Annotated in this window: 11 protein-coding genes; 9 read left to right on the top strand and 2 right to left on the bottom strand. The window is 51.6% G+C overall.

The genetic code is table 11. From position 1 onward, the window contains the following. Nucleotides 1-25: 25 nt before the first annotated feature. Nucleotides 26-1,447 (bottom strand): [FeFe] hydrogenase H-cluster radical SAM maturase HydG, encoded by a 1,422-nt coding sequence (hydG, locus tag K0036_RS16045; RefSeq protein ID WP_220430165.1) that lies wholly within the window; start codon nucleotides 1,445-1,447, stop codon nucleotides 26-28. 35 nt (nucleotides 1,448-1,482) lie between these two features. Further along, nucleotides 1,483-2,532: a [FeFe] hydrogenase H-cluster radical SAM maturase HydE gene (gene hydE / locus K0036_RS16040; RefSeq protein ID WP_220430164.1), complete on the bottom strand. Its 1,050-nt coding sequence runs from the start codon at nucleotides 2,530-2,532 to the stop codon at nucleotides 1,483-1,485. 637 nt (nucleotides 2,533-3,169) lie between these two features. Here hydE and K0036_RS16035 point away from each other — a divergent pair. From K0036_RS16035 to K0036_RS15995, 9 genes are all read left to right on the top strand, one after another. Beyond that, nucleotides 3,170-3,592 (top strand): prepilin-type N-terminal cleavage/methylation domain-containing protein, encoded by a 423-nt coding sequence (locus K0036_RS16035; protein ID WP_220430163.1) that lies wholly within the window; start codon nucleotides 3,170-3,172, stop codon nucleotides 3,590-3,592. Nucleotides 3,593-3,638: 46 nt separating this feature from the next. Continuing rightward, complete coding sequence (locus K0036_RS16030) at nucleotides 3,639-4,094, top strand: hypothetical protein (RefSeq protein WP_220430162.1); 456 nt, start codon at nucleotides 3,639-3,641, stop codon at nucleotides 4,092-4,094. 95 nt (nucleotides 4,095-4,189) lie between these two features. Continuing rightward, nucleotides 4,190-4,963 (top strand): prepilin peptidase, encoded by a 774-nt coding sequence (locus K0036_RS16025; protein ID WP_220430161.1) that lies wholly within the window; start codon nucleotides 4,190-4,192, stop codon nucleotides 4,961-4,963. Nucleotides 4,964-5,005: 42 nt separating this feature from the next. Then, complete coding sequence (locus K0036_RS16020) at nucleotides 5,006-6,205, top strand: type II secretion system F family protein (protein ID WP_220430160.1); 1,200 nt, start codon at nucleotides 5,006-5,008, stop codon at nucleotides 6,203-6,205. Nucleotides 6,206-6,219: 14 nt separating this feature from the next. Then, a complete protein-coding gene (pilM, locus tag K0036_RS16015) occupies nucleotides 6,220-7,713 on the top strand; it encodes a type IV pilus biogenesis protein PilM (protein WP_220430159.1) in 1,494 nt (497 codons plus the stop codon). After that, a complete protein-coding gene (locus K0036_RS16010) occupies nucleotides 7,694-8,398 on the top strand; it encodes a hypothetical protein (protein WP_220430158.1) in 705 nt (234 codons plus the stop codon). The genes pilM and K0036_RS16010 overlap by 20 nt, the downstream gene beginning before the upstream one ends. 11 nt (nucleotides 8,399-8,409) lie before the next feature. Beyond that, nucleotides 8,410-10,092, top strand: a complete 1,683-nt coding sequence (locus tag K0036_RS16005) for a GspE/PulE family protein (protein WP_220430157.1) — start codon at nucleotides 8,410-8,412, stop codon at nucleotides 10,090-10,092. 24 nt (nucleotides 10,093-10,116) lie between these two features. Beyond that, on the top strand, nucleotides 10,117-11,166 hold the full coding sequence (locus tag K0036_RS16000) for a type IV pilus twitching motility protein PilT (protein WP_025642084.1): 1,050 nt from the start codon (nucleotides 10,117-10,119) through the stop codon (nucleotides 11,164-11,166). A 25-nt stretch (nucleotides 11,167-11,191) separates the two neighbouring features. Beyond that, complete coding sequence (locus K0036_RS15995; RefSeq protein WP_220430156.1) at nucleotides 11,192-22,405, top strand: hypothetical protein; 11,214 nt, start codon at nucleotides 11,192-11,194, stop codon at nucleotides 22,403-22,405. Nucleotides 22,406-22,433 lie beyond the last annotated feature (28 nt).

Here is a 22,433-nt window from a genome sequence, read left to right as displayed (position 1 = left end):
CCTTTGGGCCTGGATGGATCTATAATTAGAAACGGAAATCTCTTCGGTTGTCTTCCCGGATCAGTTTCAGATTCTCTAGGACTACCGCGCGCGCCTTTTCATTCGGTACGTTGAATACTTCCTTGTCGATCAGTTTCTGTCCAAGCGCTTTTGTCTCTGGAGAAGCGTAATCGGTTAGATATTCCTCCAGCGTCATCAGCGCGTTGGGATGGCAGCAGTTCTGGATCTGCCCGCTCTTGCAAAGAGACATGAAGCGGTCGCCGGTTCTGCCTTCCCGGTAGCATGCAGTACAGAAGCTTGGGATGTATTCCATTTCGATCAGCCAGCGGACAACCTCATCCAAAGTACGGCTGTCGATCACATCGAACTGCTCGGACTTCTCATCTTCCGGCTCCGGCTCGCAGTAGCCGCCGACGCTGGTTCTGGAACCGCCGCTGATCTGGGAGATGCCCAGGTGAAGGACGCGCTCTCTGGTCTTCTGGCTTTCTCTGGTGGAGATGATCATGCCGGTATATGGAACCGCAATTCTTATGCAGGCTACGATCTTGGCAAAGGTATCGTCATCGATTCCATTGGTAAAGGAGGATGCGTCGATATCGTCGGCATCGCGCAGCCGGGGAACGCTGATGGTATGCGGTCCTACGCCGAACGCTGCTTCCAGATGCTCTGCATGCATCAGAAGTCCTGCAAATTCATAGCGGAACTTATCCAGGCCGAACAGAACGCCTACGCCTACATCGTCGATGCCGCCCTCCATAGCGCGGTCCATCGCCTCAGTGTGATAGTCGTAATCATGCTTTGGACCCGTGGGATGAAGCTGCAGATAACTTTCCTTGTGATAGGTCTCCTGGAACAGGATGTATGTACCGATCCCTGCTTCTTTCAGAAGGCGGTAATTGTCCACCGTTGTGGCTGCGATGTTGATATTTACACGGCGGATGGCCCCATTTTTATGCTTGATCTTATATATGGTGTCAATGCATTCCAGATAATAATCCATGGTGTTGTGCACTGGATCCTCTCCGGCCTCCAGAGCCAGACGCTTGTGCCCCATATCCTGAAGCGCGATGACTTCCTTGCGGATCTCCTCCTGGGTCAGCTTCTTCCTTGCGATATGCTTGTTCTTCATATGATAAGGACAGTAGGTGCATCCATTGATACAGTAGTTGGAAAGGTACAGAGGGGCGAACATGACGATACGGTTTCCGTAGAAATCCTTCTTGATCTGTTCTGCCAGCTTGAATATCTTCTCGTTCATGGCGGGATCCTGACAGGCAAGAAGCACGGAAGCCTCTCTGTGGGAGAGCCCCTTTCTTAAGGCAGCCTTGTTGATCAAGGATTCCACCAGTTCCAGATTATCCTTGTTCTCGTCCGCATAGGCAAGAGTCTCCAGAATCTCCTCGTGGTTGATAAAGTCTTCAGCGTGTTTTGAATTTACATCATACATAATTATTTCCTCCTGCTATTCGATAGCGTAATATTTTATAGGTTCAGTGAATCGCCCCTGGCTGTGACGACGCGGTAGCCGATGGATTCCATGCGCCGCTCCAGGCATCGGCGGCATTCCGCGGCCTCATCCCCGGTGCAGATCTTGTTGTCATACAACGCATAGTCCTTTCGCACGCCGGTCGGCGACAGATTAGGCATCACCACATTTGCCCCTGCCAGAATTCCAAGTTCCCGGCCCTTCGGATCGATGGTGCCAAGCGCCGTAGTGGAGGGCAGCAGGACCTTGGGAAGCATCAGTCTGAGAAGCCCCAGCATAAACAGGGTCAGTTCCAGCGTTCCGGCTGCTTCTTTAGAAAACGGCGTGTCATGGTGGGGGATAAATGGCCCGATGCCCACCATCTGCGGATTGAGTTCCCGAATAAAGAGCATGTCTTCAGCCAGATTCTCCATCGTCTGGTAAGGCGAGCCCACCATGAATCCAGTGCCTGTCTGGTAGCCAATGTCTTTTAAGTCCCAGAGACATTTCTGCCGGGCAGCCGCGCTTAAGGACGGCGGATGCAGCCTGGAATAGTGATTGGCGTTAAATGTCTCGTGCCGCAATAGATACCGGTTGGCGCCTGCCTCATAGAATGCCTGGTAATCCTCCCGGGATTTCTCGCCGATGGAAAGCGTGATGGCGCAATCCGAATACATGGACCGGATGCGCTCAATCAAATGTACCATCCGCTCCCTGGTGTAATAGCCATCCTCCCCGCCTTGCAGCACGAAGGTGCGAAAGCCCAGATCATAGCCGATCCGGCAGCAGTCCAGAATCTGCTCCTCGCTTAGCCGGTAGCGGCTGACATTTGGGTTGCTTTTGCGGATGCCGCAATAGAGGCAGTCATTCCTGCAGTAGTTGGTAAATTCGATCAGCCCCCGGACATACACGTCATGTCCGTAGTGCAGGTGGCGCTCCTCGCGGGCAAGCTCAAAGAGGTAACCGGCAAGTTCCGGCGTCCTTCCGCCAATCAGCGCTGTCCATTCATCCCGAGTCAGGGATCTTTGCATCTTCAGCTTATCAATTAAATACTTTAAATCTTTCATAGATCACCCCATCCTATTAGTATTCGTTCTATTGCGCCTTCTTCATGATGAAATCAAATAAAAAAGACCCGGCGCCTATGGCGTCAGGTCCTGAAAGGGCAGAATTCCCCTACCCCTAAATATATCATACGAATCTGTGCGCCTTTTCACGCAGGTGCTACCCTTTGTGATTAGTACGTGTTGTGAAAATTATAGCATAGGGAAAATATTTATGCAATTTGATTATGTATTTTTTGCATAAAGTTTATTTTTTGACAAATATGCCAGGATCAAAATAGTATAAACTTTCGGGAAAATGCATAAGAATGTATGATTAGGCAAAAAAGTGGCATGAATGGCGAAAATAAGCCAGCATTTTATGCAAATGTGAATCTTAGACTATGTAAAAAATGCACAATAAAAATCCGGCGGGGAAAAAAGAAATACCGACAAACCTTGAAAATAAGCCATGCATTGCGTTGTTGATTATTGACAATATTCGAAGAAAAGCGTATATTAAACATATCATAAATAAAGACGCCATTAAATGATGAAATGGCGGGATTAGGGACTTTTTTCCAGCCGGAAGGCAATTTACATAAGACAGGTGCAGGCCCAAGGCTAAGGTTCATAATCAGAAACAGGAGGATGATAGTTTATGATTAAAAAATTGAGAGACAAAAGTAAGAACAAAAAAGGTTTCACAATGGTAGAACTTATCGTTGTAGTTGTTATCATTCTGATTCTGGCAGCAGTTATGGTGCCACAGCTGCTTAAATACGTTGACAAGGCAAAACAGGCAAACGCGAAAGCTGATGCAGCCACGATCTTAAGCCAGGTTCAGGCAGATTATGCGGATGCCCGGATTGCAAACGAGACATATCCATCGGCTAATTTGACAATTGGCGAGGTGAAAATCGTGTCCGGCACAGCAAATGTGGGAAAGGATACGGCAGGTTTTGATGTTGATGCGACTGGTGATGCAAAGGAGATTACTAAATTTGTGTATAATTCCGGCGATTATATGGTTACCTGGGAAAATAATAAGTGGGAGGTTGCCGAAAGTCCTGCAACCAACTAACTAATAAATCCATACAAACACTACAAATGAAAGGAGGGCTTCATAATTGCAAAACACAACCAACGATTATGAATCCCTCACTTATAAGTTAAGACTCAAGCGGGCGCTGAAGACTGCCCTGATTGTCCTGCTAATCTGCATAGTGGTTATTGCACCGGCCCTGTGGTTTTGGGATCAATCAGTACAGAAACGTCAGATTCTGAGGGAAGCCAAGAATGTGGTTATGAACGTAGAACTGCTGGGCGTGGAGTATTATGGATTTGACAGCCCTATTATAGACAAGGGTCGGCCAAGTGGTATGTCGAAGCAGGCGGAAGAAGAGGTCAGAGGCCATGCGGGAGTCGATGGGGAAATATACCTGGTTTCATGGAATGCAAAGAAGAACTGTGTTACCACTATGAATTATCAAAAAGGAAGATTTCTGGTGGAGTACCAATATGATGAGGCAAAGGATTATTCAACATGGAATATCTATTGGAATGTTCAACAATATGATAATTAGTTAAGATGAATGGAGATTTCATCCGGTGGACACCGGGTGAAGTTTCCGTTTTTTGCGATAATAAAGATTTTTATATTTTGTGCAAGGAGGAATGTATGGGAGTATTGATATGTGAAACTATACTGGGCATATTGGTGTTCTTTACAGGAACTTGCATTTTTTCGTTTCTAAATGTAATTATTTATAGGGTGCCGAGGCAGATGTCCTTTGTGAAGGGCTTCTCTATATGTCCTTCCTGCGGGAAGAGGCTGGGACCCAAGGATCTGGTGCCAGTGTTCAGTTTCCTGTTCCTGAAGGGGAGATGCCGTTACTGCAAGGCATCCATCGGGATCAGAGATACGCTGATCGAAGTGCTGGGAGGTCTCCTGGCGCTGCTGTGCGTGTATAAATACGAGAACTACGGAACGGCACTGACGGTATTTGCTTTTTTTGGCATACTGACGGTGGTGGCGTTCCTGGATATAGATACAATGGAAATTGAAGATGGATGCCAGATCGCGATGGTGGTACTTGCGGTCATATCCATATTTACCATGCCCGGGATTTCGCTTCTGGCCCGTCTGGCAGGCGCGCTGTGCGTAAGTGTTCCGATGCTGGTGCTGGCGGTCTTGATCCCCGGGGCTTTTGGAGGCGGAGATATCAAGCTGATGGCTGCCTGCGGATTATTTCTGGGATGGAAGATTACGCTGGTATCGACAGCCCTGGCCATTCTCTTTGGCGGCATTTACGGGTGCTATCTGCTGGCAGCCAAGAAGGCTGACCGCAAGGCCCATTTTGCTTTCGGGCCATTCCTGTGCATAGGCATGGCAATCGGCCTGTTATATGGGATTCGGCTGATTGACTGGTATCTTTCGCTGATGATATACTGAAAATGTATTGGATAAAATATAATGATTCTAGGAGGCGCCCTTATGGCACAATTCAAATACAAAGCGCAGACAATTGATGGAAAGAAAGTAAGCGGCACCATGAACGCGGCAGACCAAAGCGAGCTGCACCAGCGGCTGCGGGACGGGGAACTGTTCCTTCTGTCGGCCAAGGAGGTGAAGTCCTCCAAGGGAATCAAGCAGTTTAAGCCCAAGGTGCTGGCGGATTTCTGCAGGCAGCTGTCAACCTTGGTTGCGGCCGGAGTCACGCTGGTCAGGGCGCTCAACATTATCGCAAGAGGAGAGGCGGTTAAGCCCAAAGAACGGGCCGTGTACGAAGACATGCTATCCAAGATCCGCCAGGGCATTGCCCTTTCGGAGGCGATGGAAGCGCAGGGAGGAGCATTTCCCCCATTGATGATCTATATGTTCCGTTCGGCAGAGAGCGGCGGCAATCTGGACCAGGTAGCCCTTAAGATGGCGGAACTCTATGAGAAGGATCACAAGTTGAACACGAAGATGGCGGGGGCCATGATTTATCCGAAGATTCTGGCAGGCATGATCGTGGCGGTCATTCTGGTTCTGACGAAGTATGTCATGCCGCAGTTCCAGGAACTATTCGAGCAGATGGATACACTTCCTCTGTCAACCAGGATACTGAATTCTATCAGCGACTTCATGCAGAGTTACTGGTATATCGCTATCATCCTGATCGTGGTACTGTGGGCAGGGGCAAAGGCGCTTCTGACGATTGCTTCTGTCCGGCTGAAGTGGCATAAGATCAAGGTCCATATGCCGGTATTCGGCAAGCTGCAGAAGACCATATGCACCTCCCGGTTCGCAAGGACGCTTAGTTCCCTGTATTCTGCCGGTATTCCTATCGTCCCGTCGCTTCAGATCGCGCGCAAGACGGTGGGGAATGACTACATAGACCAGCAGTTTGACAATGTGATCCCATTCGTCCGGGCTGGCAATAACTTAAGCGAAGGCCTGGATATGGTGGATGGCTTCATACGCAAACTGACGGACTCCATCCGTGTGGGAGAGGAGACCGGAAGTTTGGATAACATGCTTATGACCACGTCGGAGGCGCTGGAGTACGACGCGGACATGGCGATCAACAAGATGATGTCTTATGTAGAGCCAATCATGCTGATCATCATGGGATTAATCCTGGCGTTCGTTATGGTTTCCGTATTCGGGGCGATCTATGGATCTTATGATTCCATTGCAGGAATGGAATAAGGAGGAAAAGGCTGATGTTGGTAGTATATTTATCAAATAGATACATACGTGTCGTAGATGGAGAGGTCAGCGGCAGCAAGGTCAATGTGCGGGCAATGTATTATTCCGTGGATACCAGGGGCTGCATTCTGAACGGAACCGTCATGGACGTGGAAGGGTTCACCGAGTTGATACGGGATCTGTGGGATTCCAATCACCTGCCAAGAAAAGGCGTAAGCCTGGTGATTGACAGCAACCAGTTTACCACCAAGGTGACGGATGTGCCCTTGCAGAAGCAAAAGCAGATGATGCAGTTCGTAAGCCGCGAGTTTACGGATGTAGAGAGAATCGAGGATCCGGTGTATGGGTATTTTCCGCTGCCGGGCCAGACGGATAAGAAGGCCAAGGTACAGACGGTATTCGCGACCATGGCGCCCCGCTCCTACATCCAGGGGTATGTGGAACTGTTCGAGCAGCTGGGGATCAGCGTGGAGAATGTTGAAAGCGCCCGGGGCGCGGTGCTGCGAATGGTGGGGATGATATCCCAGATCAAGGGAGAAACCTGCATCGTGCAGTTCGTGGATGATATGACGTTGATCAACGTTTTGCTGTACCAGGGACTCTATGTGTATTCCGGAAGAAACAGGCTGTTCGCGGATCCTGGGACGGTAGACTTTTCCGTGGAGATTGCCCGTTCTGTAAGCAACATCCTGCAGTTTGCCCAGGCGCAGAACATTCCGGAGAAGGTTAAGATGGTCTACATTGCAGGGCTGGAAAAAGAGGATATGCAGATCTATGCGGACAGCGTGCGTCAGATTGACAGCGAGATTCAGGCAGAATGGCTGAAGTCTGGAAATGACGTGATCTTCCGCCAGAAGGATATGAAGGTCGATGATGTCAGCAAGTATGCAATCCCAAGCGCGGGTCTGATACGCACGGATAGCAAGACCAGCCTTATGAGCCAGATCGTGAAGGATCCCGCAAAGGCCGCCAAGAAGAAAAAGCGCAGAAAAGTGCTGGTGCCTGTAATCGTCCTGGCAGTGATCCTGCTTGGAGCAGTCGCAGTATTGGGAGGGCGCACGCTCTATCTGTCGGGCCAGCTAAGGGACGCGAAAGAATACAATAACCGGGCAGATATATTGAAAGCCTGCGATAAATATGATAAGGCCAATGACGACCTGCACACGGTAGGAGCGCTAAATAGCAGCCTGGAAGGGCTTAGGGGAAGCGTGCTTGCCTATCCGCGGGTGGACAGCGCTACGGAGCAGACGGTGGCATCCTGCGCTGCAGGCCTGGTAACGGCGGAGATCAGCAGTTATAATTCTGTGGATGGAGTACTTAGCTTTTCCACCAGCGCGGCAAATGTAGAGCAGATACACCAGTTCATTGATCTGCTGAGCCAGCAGCCCATATTCGCGGCGGTGGACTATACCGGCTATACCCAGGATTCAGAAGGCCAATGGAATGTTAAAGTGAATTGCATGATGGCAAACAGACAGGAGGAAGGCAATGACGCTGAAAGTGACTGAGAGGGATAAGAAATTACTGGTATTTCTTGCAATATTCGTTGTTGTAGTGGGCTTGGGAGCAGGCGTGATACTTCCCTTGCTCTCTAAGAGCCAGGAACTGAGAGAAGAACTTACGCAGGCGCAGCTTGAGCAGACAGAGAAAGAGCAGAAAGTACTGTCTTTATCCACTATGGAGAAGCGAAAAAAGGAGGCGGAGGCGTCTCTGGAAGAGATGAAAAAGGAATTCTATGGCGTGATGCAGAGCAAGGATATCGATAAGATGCTGACGGAGATGGCGCTCTCCAATGGCGTGGTTGTCAATGAGATGGACATTGCCATGCCGTCGCTGGGAGAATATACGCAGCTTACGGACTACAGCAAGATGCTGATTGCCGCTGCCCTGAATAACGAGGAGGGCACGCAGGATAAGGAAGAAGCGCCGTCCTATGGCGGAGTCTACACCGCCCAGGTGGAGATGACCATGACCGGAGGCCGGGTACCTTTGCAGGCCGTGCTGGATAATTGCGCGTCCCAGGAGCCAAAGATGCGGATCGCGGAATTCCTGTGGCAGGCGGATAAAAAGAATGAAGGCACATATACTTTAGCAATCAAGCTTGAATTATACATGGCGGAGGATACCCAGGAGTATCTTCTGGAACAAATGGAAAGGAAAGCCGTAGAAAAAGCGGACGCGGCAGAAAAATAGCAGGGATAGTTATGGAGAAAAACATCAGGAATCTGAGAATCGGCGATATTTTAAAAGAATATGGATATGTATCGGATGCGCAGATCGGGGAGGCCATCGCATATCAGAAGGAGCATAAGGGAGTGCGTATCGGCGGAGCGCTGATCGCCCTTGGATGCATCAGCGAGAACCAGCTTCTGCAGGCGCTGGGACAGCGTCTGGATATGCCGGTCATTGACCTGTCGAATATGGAGATACAGATCGAGGCGGTACAGAAGATCCCCCGGCCCCTGGCAGAGAAGTATGAGATGCTTGCGCTTCATGAAAAGGACGGCAGCCTGACGGTGGCGCTCAATGACCCTATGAACTTCTACGGAATCGAAGATATACGCCAGCTTACTGGAATGCAGCTGGAGATGTGCCTGTGCGGGCGGGAGGAACTGCTTAAAGCCATCAATTACTATTACTCGGAAGTGGGGGCGAGGCGGGCGGCTGCAGAGGCCAACCGAAGTTTCGGAGACCAGGTGATCGAAGAAGTGGAGATGGACGAAGAGGGAGATGACGATACGCCGATCATCAACCTGCTAAGCCGTCTGGTAAACCGCGCATACAATACAAATGCTTCGGACATCCATATTGAGCCGTTTGAAGACAAGACGGTAGTCCGGATGCGTATCGACGGAGTGATCGTGGAATATGTCACGCTGCAGAAAAGCCTGCATGCATCCTTGATCGCCAGAATTAAGATTCTGGGAGATATGGATATCGCGGAGCGTAGAATTCCGCAGGACGGTCATTTCAGGACCAAGATAGAAGGGGAATACGTGAACATCCGTGTGTCCGTAATTCCTACGGTATTTGGGGAAAAGGCCGTCTTAAGGCTTCTGACCAGCAATGCCAATATTGATTATCCGAAGACCTTCGGCATGGAGGAATCCGATTATCTCAAACTTGAGAAAATGCTGCAGTCCCCCAATGGCATCATCTACTTTACCGGCCCTACGGGCTCGGGAAAGACCACGACTTTATATATGATTCTGGAGGAAATAAGCAGGCGTCCGGTCAATATATCCACGATTGAGGATCCGGTTGAGAAGAATCTTCCAAAGGTGAACCAGATGCAGGTGAATAATCAGGCAGGCCTTACTTTTGAAGCCGGGCTTCGGGCGCTTCTCAGACAAGACCCGGACGTGATCATGGTAGGCGAGACCCGAGACGTGGAGACTGCGTCCATATCCGTAAGAGCGGCGATTACCGGACATCTGGTGTTCTCCACCTTGCATACCAATGATGCGGTGTCATCCATTGCAAGGCTGGAAGACATGGGACTGGTACCCTATATGGTATCCAGCTCGCTGGTGGGGATCATCGCGCAGCGGCTGATGAGAAAGGTATGTCCGGAATGTGCCGAGGAGGCAGAGCCGACGGAGGAAGAGGCAGCCATGCTAAGCCCGGCCGCCAGCAGGATCATGAGGCCAAAGGGGTGCCCGGCATGCAATTATACCGGTTACCGCGGGAGGATCGCCATCCATGAGATTCTCTATATTGACAAGCAGATCCGCAAGATGATTATTGAGGAGGCTTCTGCGGAAGAGATCCTGCAGTATGCTATAGACCATCAGCATATGAAGACCCTGAAAGAATGCGGCATCGAGATGGTGGAGCAGGGAATCACTACCATCGAGGAATTGAGGAAAGTAGCGTACTATTCGTAGGACGTAGATAGGAGAGGGAATCTGATGAGAGAGATTGATAAGATTATAATGGCGGCAAGAGAGGCCAATGCGTCGGATATTCATATCACGAAGGGACTGTATCTTCTGTACCGGGTAAAAGGCACGCTGGTACATGCACCCATGCAGCCTACGCCAGAGGAGACAGAAGAGATGCTGTATGGCCTTCTGGATGAAGGACAGAAGAAGCGGCTGGACGAAGGATATGATATTGACTTTGCCATCCAGACGGAGGACGGCAACCGTCAGAGGGTGAACGTGTTTCGTACCCAGAAGAGGATTGCGGCAACCATCCGGCTTCTGAACAGTTATATACCGACCCTGGAAGAACTGAACCTTCCGGACCAGCTCTATAAACTTGCCCAGGAGCCCAGGGGGCTGATCCTTGTGACCGGGCCAACCGGCAGTGGAAAGTCTACGACCCTTGCCTCCATGATTGAGTACATTAATCAGACGAAATCTACCCACATCATTACCATCGAGGATCCGATCGAATATACGTATGTAGGAAAGAAGGCGCTGATTCATCAGAGGGAGACCGGACAGGATGTCATCAGTTTTGCGTCAGCCCTAAGAAGCGCGCTCCGTGAAGACCCGGATATCATCCTGGTGGGAGAGATGCGGGACTACGAGACCATATCTGCTGCATTGACGGCGGCGGAGACCGGACATCTGGTATTGTCCACCCTTCATACGACAGGCGCGGCGCAGACCATCGACCGTGTCATAGACGCCTGCCCGGGCGGAAGCCAGAACCAGATAAGGACCCAGCTCTCCAGCGTGATCAAAGGCGTTATCACCCAATGCCTCATGCCTACGGCAGACGGGCAAGGCAGGATAGCAGGAACGGAGATTCTGATGGGGACGGACGCGGTGTGCAACCTGATCCGGGAGAGCAAAAGCCACCAGATGGCCAGCGTCATGCAGTCGGGCAGCGCGCTTGGAATGCATACGCTTAACATGGATCTGATGCGGCTGGTTTCCCAGAGGAAGATCACGCAGCAGACGGCGATTCAGTATACGAATGACAGAAGAGATCTGGAACAGTATTTTTAAAAATATAGATTAAAGAAGAGATAATATGATGAGGCAGACACTACACAACCGTAAAAACAGAAGAAAGAGGAATAACGGAGGATTTACCACCGTGGAGCAGATCGTGGTGATCATCCTGATGCTGATCCTTGCCAGCGGCCTGGTATTCGGGATCATGAAATGGGTAGAATGGACCCAGTTCAAGCGCCAGAATGAATATGCCAGGACGCTTTTCGTCGCTGCCCAGAACCAGCTTACGGAATACAGCGAGAGCGGCCAGCTCACAGCGCTTAAGGAGCAGGTGACGGATGAGGACGGCGAATACCTCCATACGGTAGATGTGTCAAAACTTATGGGAAAAGACGGCAAACCCTATGATTTGAAGAAGGTATGGCCATCCAGCGCCGACAAAGGCGATGAAGCGTCCAAATATCAGGGCGAAGTCTGCACGCTGAAAGGGACGGCCAAAGATTATGAAGCGTATCTGGATGGAACGGCCAGCGATGAGATCAAGGCGCTCTATGATATGTTCTCTTCCTATCTGTATGATACCTCTATTCTTAACGCGACGGTTTGCGTGGAATTTACGCCGGAGGACGGACAGGTATTTGCGGTCCTCTACAGCGACAAGAATAAGGACTTTACTTATAAAGATACGGATGATCGAAGAGGCACGGTGAGCATATTCAGTCGCGAGACCAGTTACCGGAAGCGCCGGATGGTAGGATATTACGGCGTAGATATGCTGTCCAAGGCTACCAGCACGAAGGCAAAGAAGCCGTCCATATCGGCGGTGCGCCTGAATAATGAAGACACCCTGAACCTGACCTTCCATTTAAGCAAGGTAAAGAAGGCGGTCCAGGAACTAAAATACGAGCTTACCATCCACGACAGAACTACGAAGAAGGCGCTGCTGCGCCTGGTTCTGGACGGAAAGAAGATAAAGAATGAGGACGCCAGGGCGGCAGTGCCTTGCGATGTGACCCGGTATGACTATGATGAAGAAGGCAAGTCAGAGCCCACCAAGATGGGCAAATACAACATTCTTGCCTGGATCGATAAGGACGAGACCATCCATGTGGTGCTGGATGGGGCGGACTTAGAAGCCACCACCGCGCTGTATGAAGAAGCGTATCCGGAATTGATGGAAAAGACCGGCACCTCCACCTTGGAGCCAGAGGCCGTCAAGGATATCAAGAATACGCTGAGTTTCCGCAGGTTCGGGGTGAACCCGGAAGACATTTACTGTTCCATCAAGGGAACCGGAGAACTCTACAAGACGACCGCAAAGAAGCAGAGCAATACCGAAAATACATATTTTGGCTCCATGCAGGCTTCGGATGTGGATAAAAAGGCTACCAAGACATACACTGTCCAAAATGCCCGCCATCTCTATAACATGCGTTATCTTGAGGACTATACGGATAACGAGAGAAAAGATATGGGCTATGAGCGGGAAGCTGACCAGGTCATTTATCAGATCAGCGAGGATATAGACTGGGAGGAATTCCAGGATCATGAGGCGCTCTTTAAGTCTGGCGCTAAGATGGATGGAACAGGAAAGAACGAAGCGCTAAAAGAGCAGGCATTTCCATCCATCAAGCAGTTAAGAAGCGATGCGGTCTTAGAAAGCGGCGGAACGAACAAGAGGCATACCATATCCGGACTTGAGATCAATGATACGGCTAACGACAAAGCCAGCCTGTATGAGGCAGTGGAAGGCAAGTATGATAAGAGCGCCGGATTATTTCTCACGAACAGCGGCGTGATCCGCAACGTGGCTATGGACAATATCTCCGTAGAAGGAGATAATAGCGTGGGCGCTTTCTGCGGAATCGACCAAGGGACGCTAAAAGATCTTACGGTAAAGAATTCCGACGGAGAGAGCGTGATCAAGGGCGATTTTTACGTGGGAGGAATCGTTGGAATCAGAGAAGCGAAAGACAAAGACGGCGATGTGGTCTATGAGGGACTTACAAACTACGCTAAGGTGACCGGAGCGGATGAAATCTACTCGTTCAGCTTTTTCGGCGGGATTATCGGAGAACTGAAGGCAGAGAAGGGAAATGCGATCACGGTAAAAGACTGTAAGAACTACGGCAAGATCGAGGCCATGAATGACAGCATGACAGGCCTTGGCGGGATCGCGGGCCATTGTGAGGCAAAGACAGGCACCATAACGGTACAAGACTGCACCAGTTCGCCGCAGTATAAAAAAGACGAGATCCGAAAGATTCTCTCCAGCAAAAAAAATCTTGAGGAACGCCTCAAGGGCAGCCAAGTCGGGGGAATCGTAGGAACCAATGCGGGAGCCGCTATCGTTGGCTGTAATACGGAAAAAGAAAGCAATTCCAAAGAAGGATACATCTTCGGCGAGGAGTACGTGGGAGGAATTGTAGGCTACAATGAGCCGGGAGCCGACGGAACTTCAAAAGTGATCGGCGGAGACGGCGCGAAGAAAGGCGTGAACGCGGCCCACGTCATAGGCAAGAGGCGCGTAGGCGGCATCATTGGCGCCAATCCGGCGGACGGAACCATATCCGGCTGGCTAAACCGCGGATTCGTTGCGGCACAGGAAGCGTACGCGGGAGGAATCGCGGGCTGCAATGGAGATCCGGAAAAAAGCGGAACTTCAGGCGGGAACTCTGCGGTTATACATAATTGCAGCAGCGAAGTCGTCATATCCGGTACGAACGACGCCAGGCAGCTGGTGGATTCCGGGCTGTTCCGTGCCAATTATACAGGCGGCATCGCGGGCTACAATGACGGAATCATCGCCAGCGATAAGAAGGTTTCTCTGGTATGCAATCTGACCGGCGGCAATTTCGTCGGCGGAGTCGTAGGCTACAACGACGTAGATGCGGCTGTGGCCAACTATGCCATGACCGGTGGGTACGTCGATGGGGAAGGCTGCTATATCGGCGGTTTTGCAGGATTCAACGCGTCCATTAACCTTCTGATGGATGGCACAAGCCCAAGATTTATCGAGTCCAATCCAAATCAGGTGAAGGGACGGTTCTGCGTGGGCGGAACGATCGGAGGCAATGTGGTTCCGGCAGGCGGCGTCATCGAAGCCGGATTCCGTACAGACAACTTCTTAGGAGAATTAGAGGCCGACGGAGCATTTGCCGGCGGATTTATCGGTTATAACAGGCTGGTATCGCCGGGCGTGGACAAAGGAACCATACAGGCGTCAGCCAATGAGAGCATCCACCAGCTGGAGGCGGTGGCAGACCTGACTGCGCTGGCAGATCCCCAGGGACTGTTTGACAGAGTCTATCCCGCAGCGGATTCAGGCAGCGGATTGATCATCAGCGGCAATGGGGCCTCCGAGAGCCATACGAAGTTCGGCGGGATCACCGCAGGCATTCATGTGGGCGGCGTCCTGGGCTACAACGACCAGGGAACGACCCTGCTGGTAAGGAACATTGTCAATAAGACGCCGGTTACGGCCAGGGCAGCGGTGAGCAATGAGAACGAGCAGCCTGGAAGAACCGACTATAACGGCCAGCCATTCCGCTATTCTTATGCCGGTGGCATCATCGGCAAAGTATACAGGAATACCACCATTGAAAACTGCAGGAATCAGGACGCAGGAAGCGTGGTATCCAGAGGCACATACACCGGAGGCCTGTGCGAGATCAATGATGGCATCGTAAAAGACTGCACAGTATCAAGCCTTGGCTCGGGAAGTATGGACTACGTGGGCGGAATCGCCGGGCTGAACAAATGGAGCATTCAATCTTGCAAGCTGGAACTGCGTACGATAACCGGAAGGAACTACGTAGGAGGAATCGCTGCCGAGAATTACGGGGCGATAACCGGAAGCAAGGTATCGGGAGGCACCGTGCGTACCTATGGAACTGCCGGAGTCGCCGGAGGAATCGCCGGATACAATTATGGCGGCGCATTGATCGATATATCGGATACCCTGAACATTGCCGTCAATGCCAATGGCCCTTACGTGGGAGGCATTGCAGGCTGGAATGAGGGAACGATCCGGCAGTCGTCAGATTTAAAGGATTCAGACAGAGGCACGGTATCTGGAAGCATCACTGGAAGCCAGTATGTGGGAGGAATCGTTGGAAATAGCAATGGCGCGATGGAAGGATTCTATAACAAGGCATCCGTGACTGCCAGATATGGCTACGCGGGAGGAATCGCGGGCATCGCGGCCGGCAATATCACCGACTGCTGGAATAAAGGGGCAGTCATAGCACAGCAGGAAGGAAATGCCGGGGGAATCGTCGCAAATAATAATTATGAGATCAGAAATTGCAGGAACTATGGAAGCGTGACCGCCCAGAATGGAATCAGCGGAGGAATCAGCGGGGTCAATGCCTCCACGATTGCATCTTGTCAGGTAACCGCCCAGGGAGGGCTGGGCTATCTGGTCTTTGAGAGTAAGGAAAAGGCAGGCGGAGTCTGCGGAATCAATGAAGGAACCATAGACAGCACCGATGTATCTTACATCCAGCTGTATAATCTGGCTGGCAGCAAGCAGAGCATGTTAGGTGGAATTGCGGCAGAGAATAAAGGGACGATCACCAGCTGCAATGTGGGAAATGAATCCAATGAAGTCATCCTGAAGTCCATGTCCGCCCAGGTAGACATGGGGGGAGTCGCAGGCGTTAACAGCGGCGAGATCCGCGGAACAGAAGGAACCTACAGCAAAGTGCGCGCAAAACTTTCTTTTGCCAGCACGGAGCAGGCATATTTTGGAAATATGGGAGGCGTTGCAGGGAAGAATCTAAGCCATGTTTCCTGGTATGAATTTAGCGGCAGCGTCAGTGGAACGGGCAATAATCCGCAGAATGCGCCTACCTATGATCCCAATACGGATCAGGAGACAAACGGCGCCGTCATCTATGGATATGGCGGAATCGCGGGAGTCAATGGAGAGGCCCAGGCGATGAGCCAGGGAACCATTGCAGACTGCAAGATAAGCGAGGCAAAGATTACCGGGCTAGGCGATGCCAACAACGTGGCAAATATAGGCGGCGTGGCCGGAGTCAACGGACTTGGCGCGGATATTTCCGGGATCACGTATGGCAGTGTTAAGAAATACGGCTTGAACTTTGACGGAACGATCGTAAAGAAAGCAGACAGCAAGGCCAGCGTCTACATAGGAACCGGAGATTCCACCACGGCCTATGCCCATAGCGGCGGCGTGGCCGGCTTAAATAGCGGAAATATCTCTGACATCGGCTATAACCGTCAGGAAGCAGAGGATGGCCGCTTAGATGCCAGCGACTATAGTCCGCAGATTGATGATACCAGCGTGATCGTGGAGAATTACCGCGGCCATGTGGGCGGGATTGCCGGATATAACCGCAAGTCCGGAAGAATCCAGAATGTTGCTACCGGAAAGGACTGGATCGTATCCGCGCCGCAGAATGCCCAGGATAACGGGTGCGGAGGCATCATCGGATACCAGGCGGGAGAAGGCGGCCTTTCCTACTGTACGAACCGGGCCACGGTGGAAAAGACTGCCAGCGGAAGCAATGGCGTTGGCGGCATGATTGGGCGTATGGAGTGCGCCACAAGTAAGAGTTATACCATACAGAACTGTAAGAATTACGGGAATATCTATGGACGCCGGAGAGTCGGCGGCATGATCGGCGTATGGAAATATTACGGCGGAACCCTGTCTGACTGTGTGAATTATGGAAGGATCACCACCAGCGACAACGATGGCCAGGGTGCCGGAGGAATGGTCGGCTGCCTGTATGACCTAAGGACTACATTTGGTTCCGTAACTATCACAAGATGTGCAAATCATGGCACCATCACTGGAGCCAGCAGTGGCGGAATGATTGGATTCGCCAGCCAGAAAGCGGCGGAAGTCCATCTCCGTAAATGCGTCAATACCGGGCTTCTTAGCGCCAATGGAAACAGCGGCGGGATGCTTGGCATCACTGGCAGCATCAGTGGCAAATCGACGATCATAGGCTGCAATAATTATGGCTTTGGGATAAACAGCGCAAAGATTGGCGGCATGGTTCCTACGAATCTGAAGACGGAGATAACGATACAAGACTGCTTTGGCCTGGCAGACCTCGACTATCCGATCGCCCTGACATATAAGGCGGCGGACCAGGGAAGCAACTATTATCTGGGCCAGGATTCCGACCAGGAAACCCCGGTATATTATGATAAGGACGGCAAAGTGACGACAGAAAAGCCGGAGAAGTTCTATGTGAAGTCAGTAGTGGCGGATGGAATCAATGAAGGACAGAATGCCAAGGACGGCAATCTGTATAAGACAGTGATGAGAGCCGACGCTGCCGGGCTTAAGGACGCTAACCGGGCGTATTTCAGCAGCGATAAGGTAAAAGAGACCGGCACGGCGGCCACCTATGTATTCACATTTAACAGGGATATTGAATTATCTTCCATGGATCTGTACTGGAACCGCAATGGAGATGATGGGCGCGTGCAGGACTATGAAGTCCTCTACAGCCGGTACAGTTCGGGAGGGACGTTAAAGACATACCAGAAGGTGGAGAATAATAAGGATGCCACTACCCACGCGGATGTGGCAAAGAATGAAAAGGAGCAGATAACTGCCGGTACTGTGACTGCCAGACGCGTGGAGATAAGAATCACAAAGTCTGTGAATAATGGCGGAAGCAAGGTAAACGCCTGTCTGATCCGGGCCATCTTCCATGGAAATGTGGATGGCGTCGAGTATGCCAGCGGCCAGGGCGGAACGACGAATGGAACGAGCTATACGCTGGATGACGGGATGACTCGAAAGGGAGCAGTATTCAGCGGCCTGCCTTATGAGACGCTCTCTCCCTCATCAGCAGGAGAAGATACGCAGAAAGGCAGCGGAACGATTGCGGTTCCCGTACCTTACGGATCAGGCTTATTCCGCCTGATTCAGGCCGGAACCAGCAGCAATCCGGTGCAGATCGGCGCAGCCGGCTTCCCGCTGAATCCCCTCTCCATCTTTGGGGGAACCGGCAATGTGAAGACGGATGAACGCCTTCGCGCTGCTGGAGACCAGGACGATAATGTCCGCTATGAAGTGTATGAAAAGGATAATCCATATTTTGCCACGGATGTGGCGGTGGATGGAACCGTACCGGCCGTGCCGGAGGGGGTAAAGATAGAAGGTGAGACTGCTACATGGGATCCATCGGAACATGCGTCCTACTACCAGTATGAGATATCCTACTATGACAAGGATGGCAATCTGCTGGGAGATGTGGCAAGAGACATTATCTATGATACCTCGACGGCAGTCCCGCTTACCAGCGTGGGCGGCATCAAGGTGGCGAAAGCATCTATCCGGGTGCGGGCAGGTACAGACGTGCTGGGAGCGGACGGAATCGTCCATGCGTCATGGTCTGATTTCTCGGCACTTGCAGAAAAAGAGATAAAAGATACGCTGCCAATCCCGCAGTATCATCTGGAATTGGCGGTCAAAGCGGTTGGTGATGAGAAGAAGCTGGTATACCAGTCCTATCTGGATAACCAGTGGGAATACCGCCAATTCCTGGCGGATCATGGAGTGGCATCTGATGCCATAGAAGCCGAACTTATGAAGATACAGATTCAGATAAAGGCAGATGGCAAATCCCTAGACGACCTAGCCTTCAATGCGTCTGTTGGCAGATCTGCCGGATATTATGGCGGCACGGACGGCAATGCAATGTTCTCAGCAGTCGCCACCGCCTCCGGATATGAGGCTAGTGGCGAGAATCTGCGGGAGTCTGTGGCCTTGACGCATGGCAAGTATAAAGGCGACGCTAAGATCGCGCTGGTGGTGCTGGCCAACGGCGAGACGCCAACGGATGTATCCAAGGATGCAGGATTCCACGGAGCGACAGCAGATACGCTGAACTATCAGGTACGCATGAAATACAATATCAACAGTGCATTCTATATGCGTTCGGAACTGACGGCGGTGGATGCGCAGCTGAATGTTCCTGTGGCGGTCGCATCTTCGGAACTGAGAGTATCCGACACCACGCAGGATTATATCCCGACGGCTTTAAGCTCGCTTCCGGAGGATTTGATGTCTGGGGAGTCCTACAGCGATCTGATGGTAAGAAGTTATCCGTCCATGATGTCCAACAATATTGTCTATAACGGACATACGGTAGATGTATCAGAGTATCGAAGGGATAATGCGGCCGGAGTGGAAAAGGAAGTGCTGCAGCAGTTCTACGTTACCGAAGACAATCAAGTCACGATGGATGCGTCGGGCGGCCGCAAGCTGATTGATGCTGGCGAACTGGCTTCTGGCTTCGTCATTGAACGTGTTGCGGATGGCACATACACCTTGTACTATAATGCCCTGCTTGACTATAACCAGTCTGTCAAGAAGCATTCCTATGACAAGGAAAATGCCACGGCAATGATGAGCCAGGTCTACTACTACCAGATTCCATCGGACAGAAAGACCCACAACGCTCCTGTCATCCATGTAAATGATCATAAAAAGGCAGGCGAGGACGGCAATCCCAACGAAGATTCCATGAGGATCTATTGGGATCTGAAAGAGTATAAGGATGAGGACGGAAAGACCAATTACAAGGCCGGTGCAGTCTATGACTATACGGTGGCCGGCACGACGGCCGATGGCGCGCAGATACAGATCGCGTCGGGCATCTACACGACAGAAGACGGCAAGGACAACGAACTGATCCTGCCGACAGACAACTGGAATTATACCAGCATCCGGATCGCCGTCAGCCGCAGGGGAGAGATGGACAGCAACGGTATCACCACCGTATTCCCGGCTGGAAGCGTATGGGAGAGCTCGCTGAAACTGCGCCTGTCCCAGATTACCAAACCGGAACTGTTCCTGCATAAGGAAGGAGACGAAGTCCAGAAGAACTCGCTGGTCTATGACGTGACCTGGGACAGCGTCCCGGAAGCGGAGCAGCCGGAACTTGGAGGCTACGAGGTGACGGTGGAAGGCGGCAAGGATGAAGCAGCCGTGACTCAGAACTACCAGAGCGAAGAAAAATACAAGGATGCCCTGGAACGGACAGAGCGCCTCTATGGAGGCAAAGAAGGCGTAGATGTCACAGACGACAGCGCCAATGGAAGCATGATATATGAATGGAGCCAGGAGGCAGCGGCAGGAACGGTGAAGAAGCGAATGGAGATTGCCTTCGGCAGATCCGGGGATGAATATTTCATTGCCAAGAAACTGACCTGCGTATGGAACTTCCCTGTCGGGGAAGATATCGGCCAGGAGCGTATTACCAGGATGATCGACCTGAATGATTATGAGCGGGGAGATACCCTGGCTGTCAGGGTAAATGCTCTGGCGGCGGAGAATGCCCGGACTTATCGGGACGGCCCGGACGGAGTAGAGACCGAGATGGTGCTGCCAAGCAGGCTGGATGTTCCGGATGTATCCTGGATGGGTACGAATCTTCCATATGCCGAAGATCAGTTTGTTACGCTTGATCAGTTAAGCGATGGCATAGCTCTTTCCTACAAGCCGCAGAATGTAAGCAACGAGACGCAGGGCAGATACCAGATTGCCGTTGCGGTCTACGACGCGCAGGAGGCAGAAGATACTTCGATCAAGTACGCTGGAGACGCGCAGGGTGACGGATACTGGAACAGCGGGGCAATTGCAACGCTCCTTAGCAAGGACGCGTCTACGGAGATGGACGGAAATCTGTCAGAGGCAGGCTATGTATTGAAGGATATCCCGGCAGACTATGCCGGAAAGTGGCTGAAGATTGCCATGAGAAGCATTTCTGACAGTAATGTAAGTTCCTACTGGTCCGATGAAGACGAGACGGTGGATGGAACCGTGAATTACAAGTGGATTCAGATTCCAAGAGTACAGGTAGAGGCGCCTTCGCTTACGCAGGGCACGGATACCCTGTATTACGACGACGAAGGCCAGTATACGGATGACAAGACGGATACATCCCTGGCAGTAGAGCAGACACGCCTGTCTTATGACGCGCCAGGCTGGACGGACCACTACCAGATCCAGCTGATCCGCAGAGGAGGCAGCGAAGTCGAGATCACGCCAGAGTATGCGTATACCGCGCAGTACCTGGATTGGATCTATCTGGAGAATGCAGGAGACGGAGGCTATCACGTATTCTATGCTTCCAGCGATCCGGCATTTGACCCGAGGCCATACCGCGAGGCGGTTACGCCCGAGACTCCAGTATCAGAACTGGATGAAGCCGCGGTGTACTTGGGAACCATCGGAGGCGGAAGCGGCTATAATAGAATTATGCTGCCATATACAGGAATGGTGGCAGAGAGCGCGGACGTGAATCCGAACATGGTAGCTACAGTCTCCTATCTACTGCTGGAACAGACGCAGGATGGCCAGACATTCACAGTCCAGCTGCCGGATGCCGAGAAGGTTGGCGGGGAAGACAGTTTCGGAAAAGAGAATGACTTATTTACCAGCCAAATCTCCGTACAAGGCCGGATTGCGGAAGGAAACCGGCTACGCTATGAAGACTCCAAGGTTGCGGACTGGTTCCGTAAAAATGACGGAACCGCCCAGACGGTAGAGTTGGATGGGTACGCAGAAGCGCCCCAGAATATGAACCCGGTTATGGAGTCATCAGACAGGGAAGGAATTGCCTATGAACTAAAGACGGGCGCAAGAAACTGGCTTGTATACCAGATTGAAGCGCAAGATGGCGCAGGCAATGTGATCCAGAGAGGCTATGTGAGCGCCTACGGCTATGGAACGAATGGCAGCGATATTGATACAGTAGCCTTGCTTGCCAGGGATATGTACGCCAATCCACAAGGGGCAAAGATCCGGGTGAGGGCGGCGGCCATCCTGGAAGGCAAAAATGAGGAGACGATCAAGCAGGGAGGCCTGAGCCAGTGGACGGATTGGCTGGAATATTCGCCGCTTCCAGAACTGGCAGATCCGCAGCAGTTAAATGATCCATCCGCTGATAGCGGGGAAGACGGAGACGGCGGAGCGTCAGATGCGGGCAGCCCGTCTGTGCCTATGGCGGCGCAGACCTGGGAACAGGACAATCCGGCAGCTATCTATCAGATCTGGATTGGCGGCCAGGCGTTCGAGACATCAGCCTATGGAGAGGGCAGGCATGTACTGGCAACCCTTTCCGCCAACGAAGATCCATCGATCATGGCGCAGGCAGTATTGGAAGTCACAAATGCGGGCGGATGGATGAGCTATACGCTGCAAGTGCCTGAGCAGTCCGCTATAGTCAGTGTAAATGGGCAGAATGTAGCAGTTACGTTTAACAGCAGCGTAGAGATCGTGAAGATAAACTAGATAAGAAAGCAATCATGCTAAGAAGAGA

It is taken from the genome of [Clostridium] scindens (assembly GCF_019597925.1).
In the GTDB taxonomy this organism is placed as follows: domain Bacteria; phylum Bacillota; class Clostridia; order Lachnospirales; family Lachnospiraceae; genus Clostridium_AP.
The sequence above is the reverse complement of the archived record's forward strand: the minus strand, read 5'-3'. Positions and strand labels throughout refer to the sequence as shown.

Excerpts from the sequence above, each read along its gene's own strand:
- K0036_RS16010 (WP_220430158.1), top strand. The coding sequence starts at position 7,694 with ATGACGCTGAAAGTGACTGAGAGGGATAAGAAATTACTGGTATTTCTT.
- K0036_RS15995 (WP_220430156.1), top strand. The coding sequence starts at position 11,192 with ATGATGAGGCAGACACTACACAACCGTAAAAACAGAAGAAAGAGGAAT.
- hydE (WP_220430164.1), bottom strand. The coding sequence starts at position 2,532 with ATGAAAGATTTAAAGTATTTAATTGATAAGCTGAAGATGCAAAGATCC.
- hydG (WP_220430165.1), bottom strand. The coding sequence starts at position 1,447 with ATGTATGATGTAAATTCAAAACACGCTGAAGACTTTATCAACCACGAG.
- K0036_RS16005 (WP_220430157.1), top strand. The coding sequence starts at position 8,410 with ATGGAGAAAAACATCAGGAATCTGAGAATCGGCGATATTTTAAAAGAA.
- K0036_RS16020 (WP_220430160.1), top strand. The coding sequence starts at position 5,006 with ATGGCACAATTCAAATACAAAGCGCAGACAATTGATGGAAAGAAAGTA.
- pilM (WP_220430159.1), top strand. The coding sequence starts at position 6,220 with ATGTTGGTAGTATATTTATCAAATAGATACATACGTGTCGTAGATGGA.
- K0036_RS16000 (WP_025642084.1), top strand. The coding sequence starts at position 10,117 with ATGAGAGAGATTGATAAGATTATAATGGCGGCAAGAGAGGCCAATGCG.
- K0036_RS16025 (WP_220430161.1), top strand. The coding sequence starts at position 4,190 with ATGGGAGTATTGATATGTGAAACTATACTGGGCATATTGGTGTTCTTT.
- K0036_RS16035 (WP_220430163.1), top strand. The coding sequence starts at position 3,170 with ATGATTAAAAAATTGAGAGACAAAAGTAAGAACAAAAAAGGTTTCACA.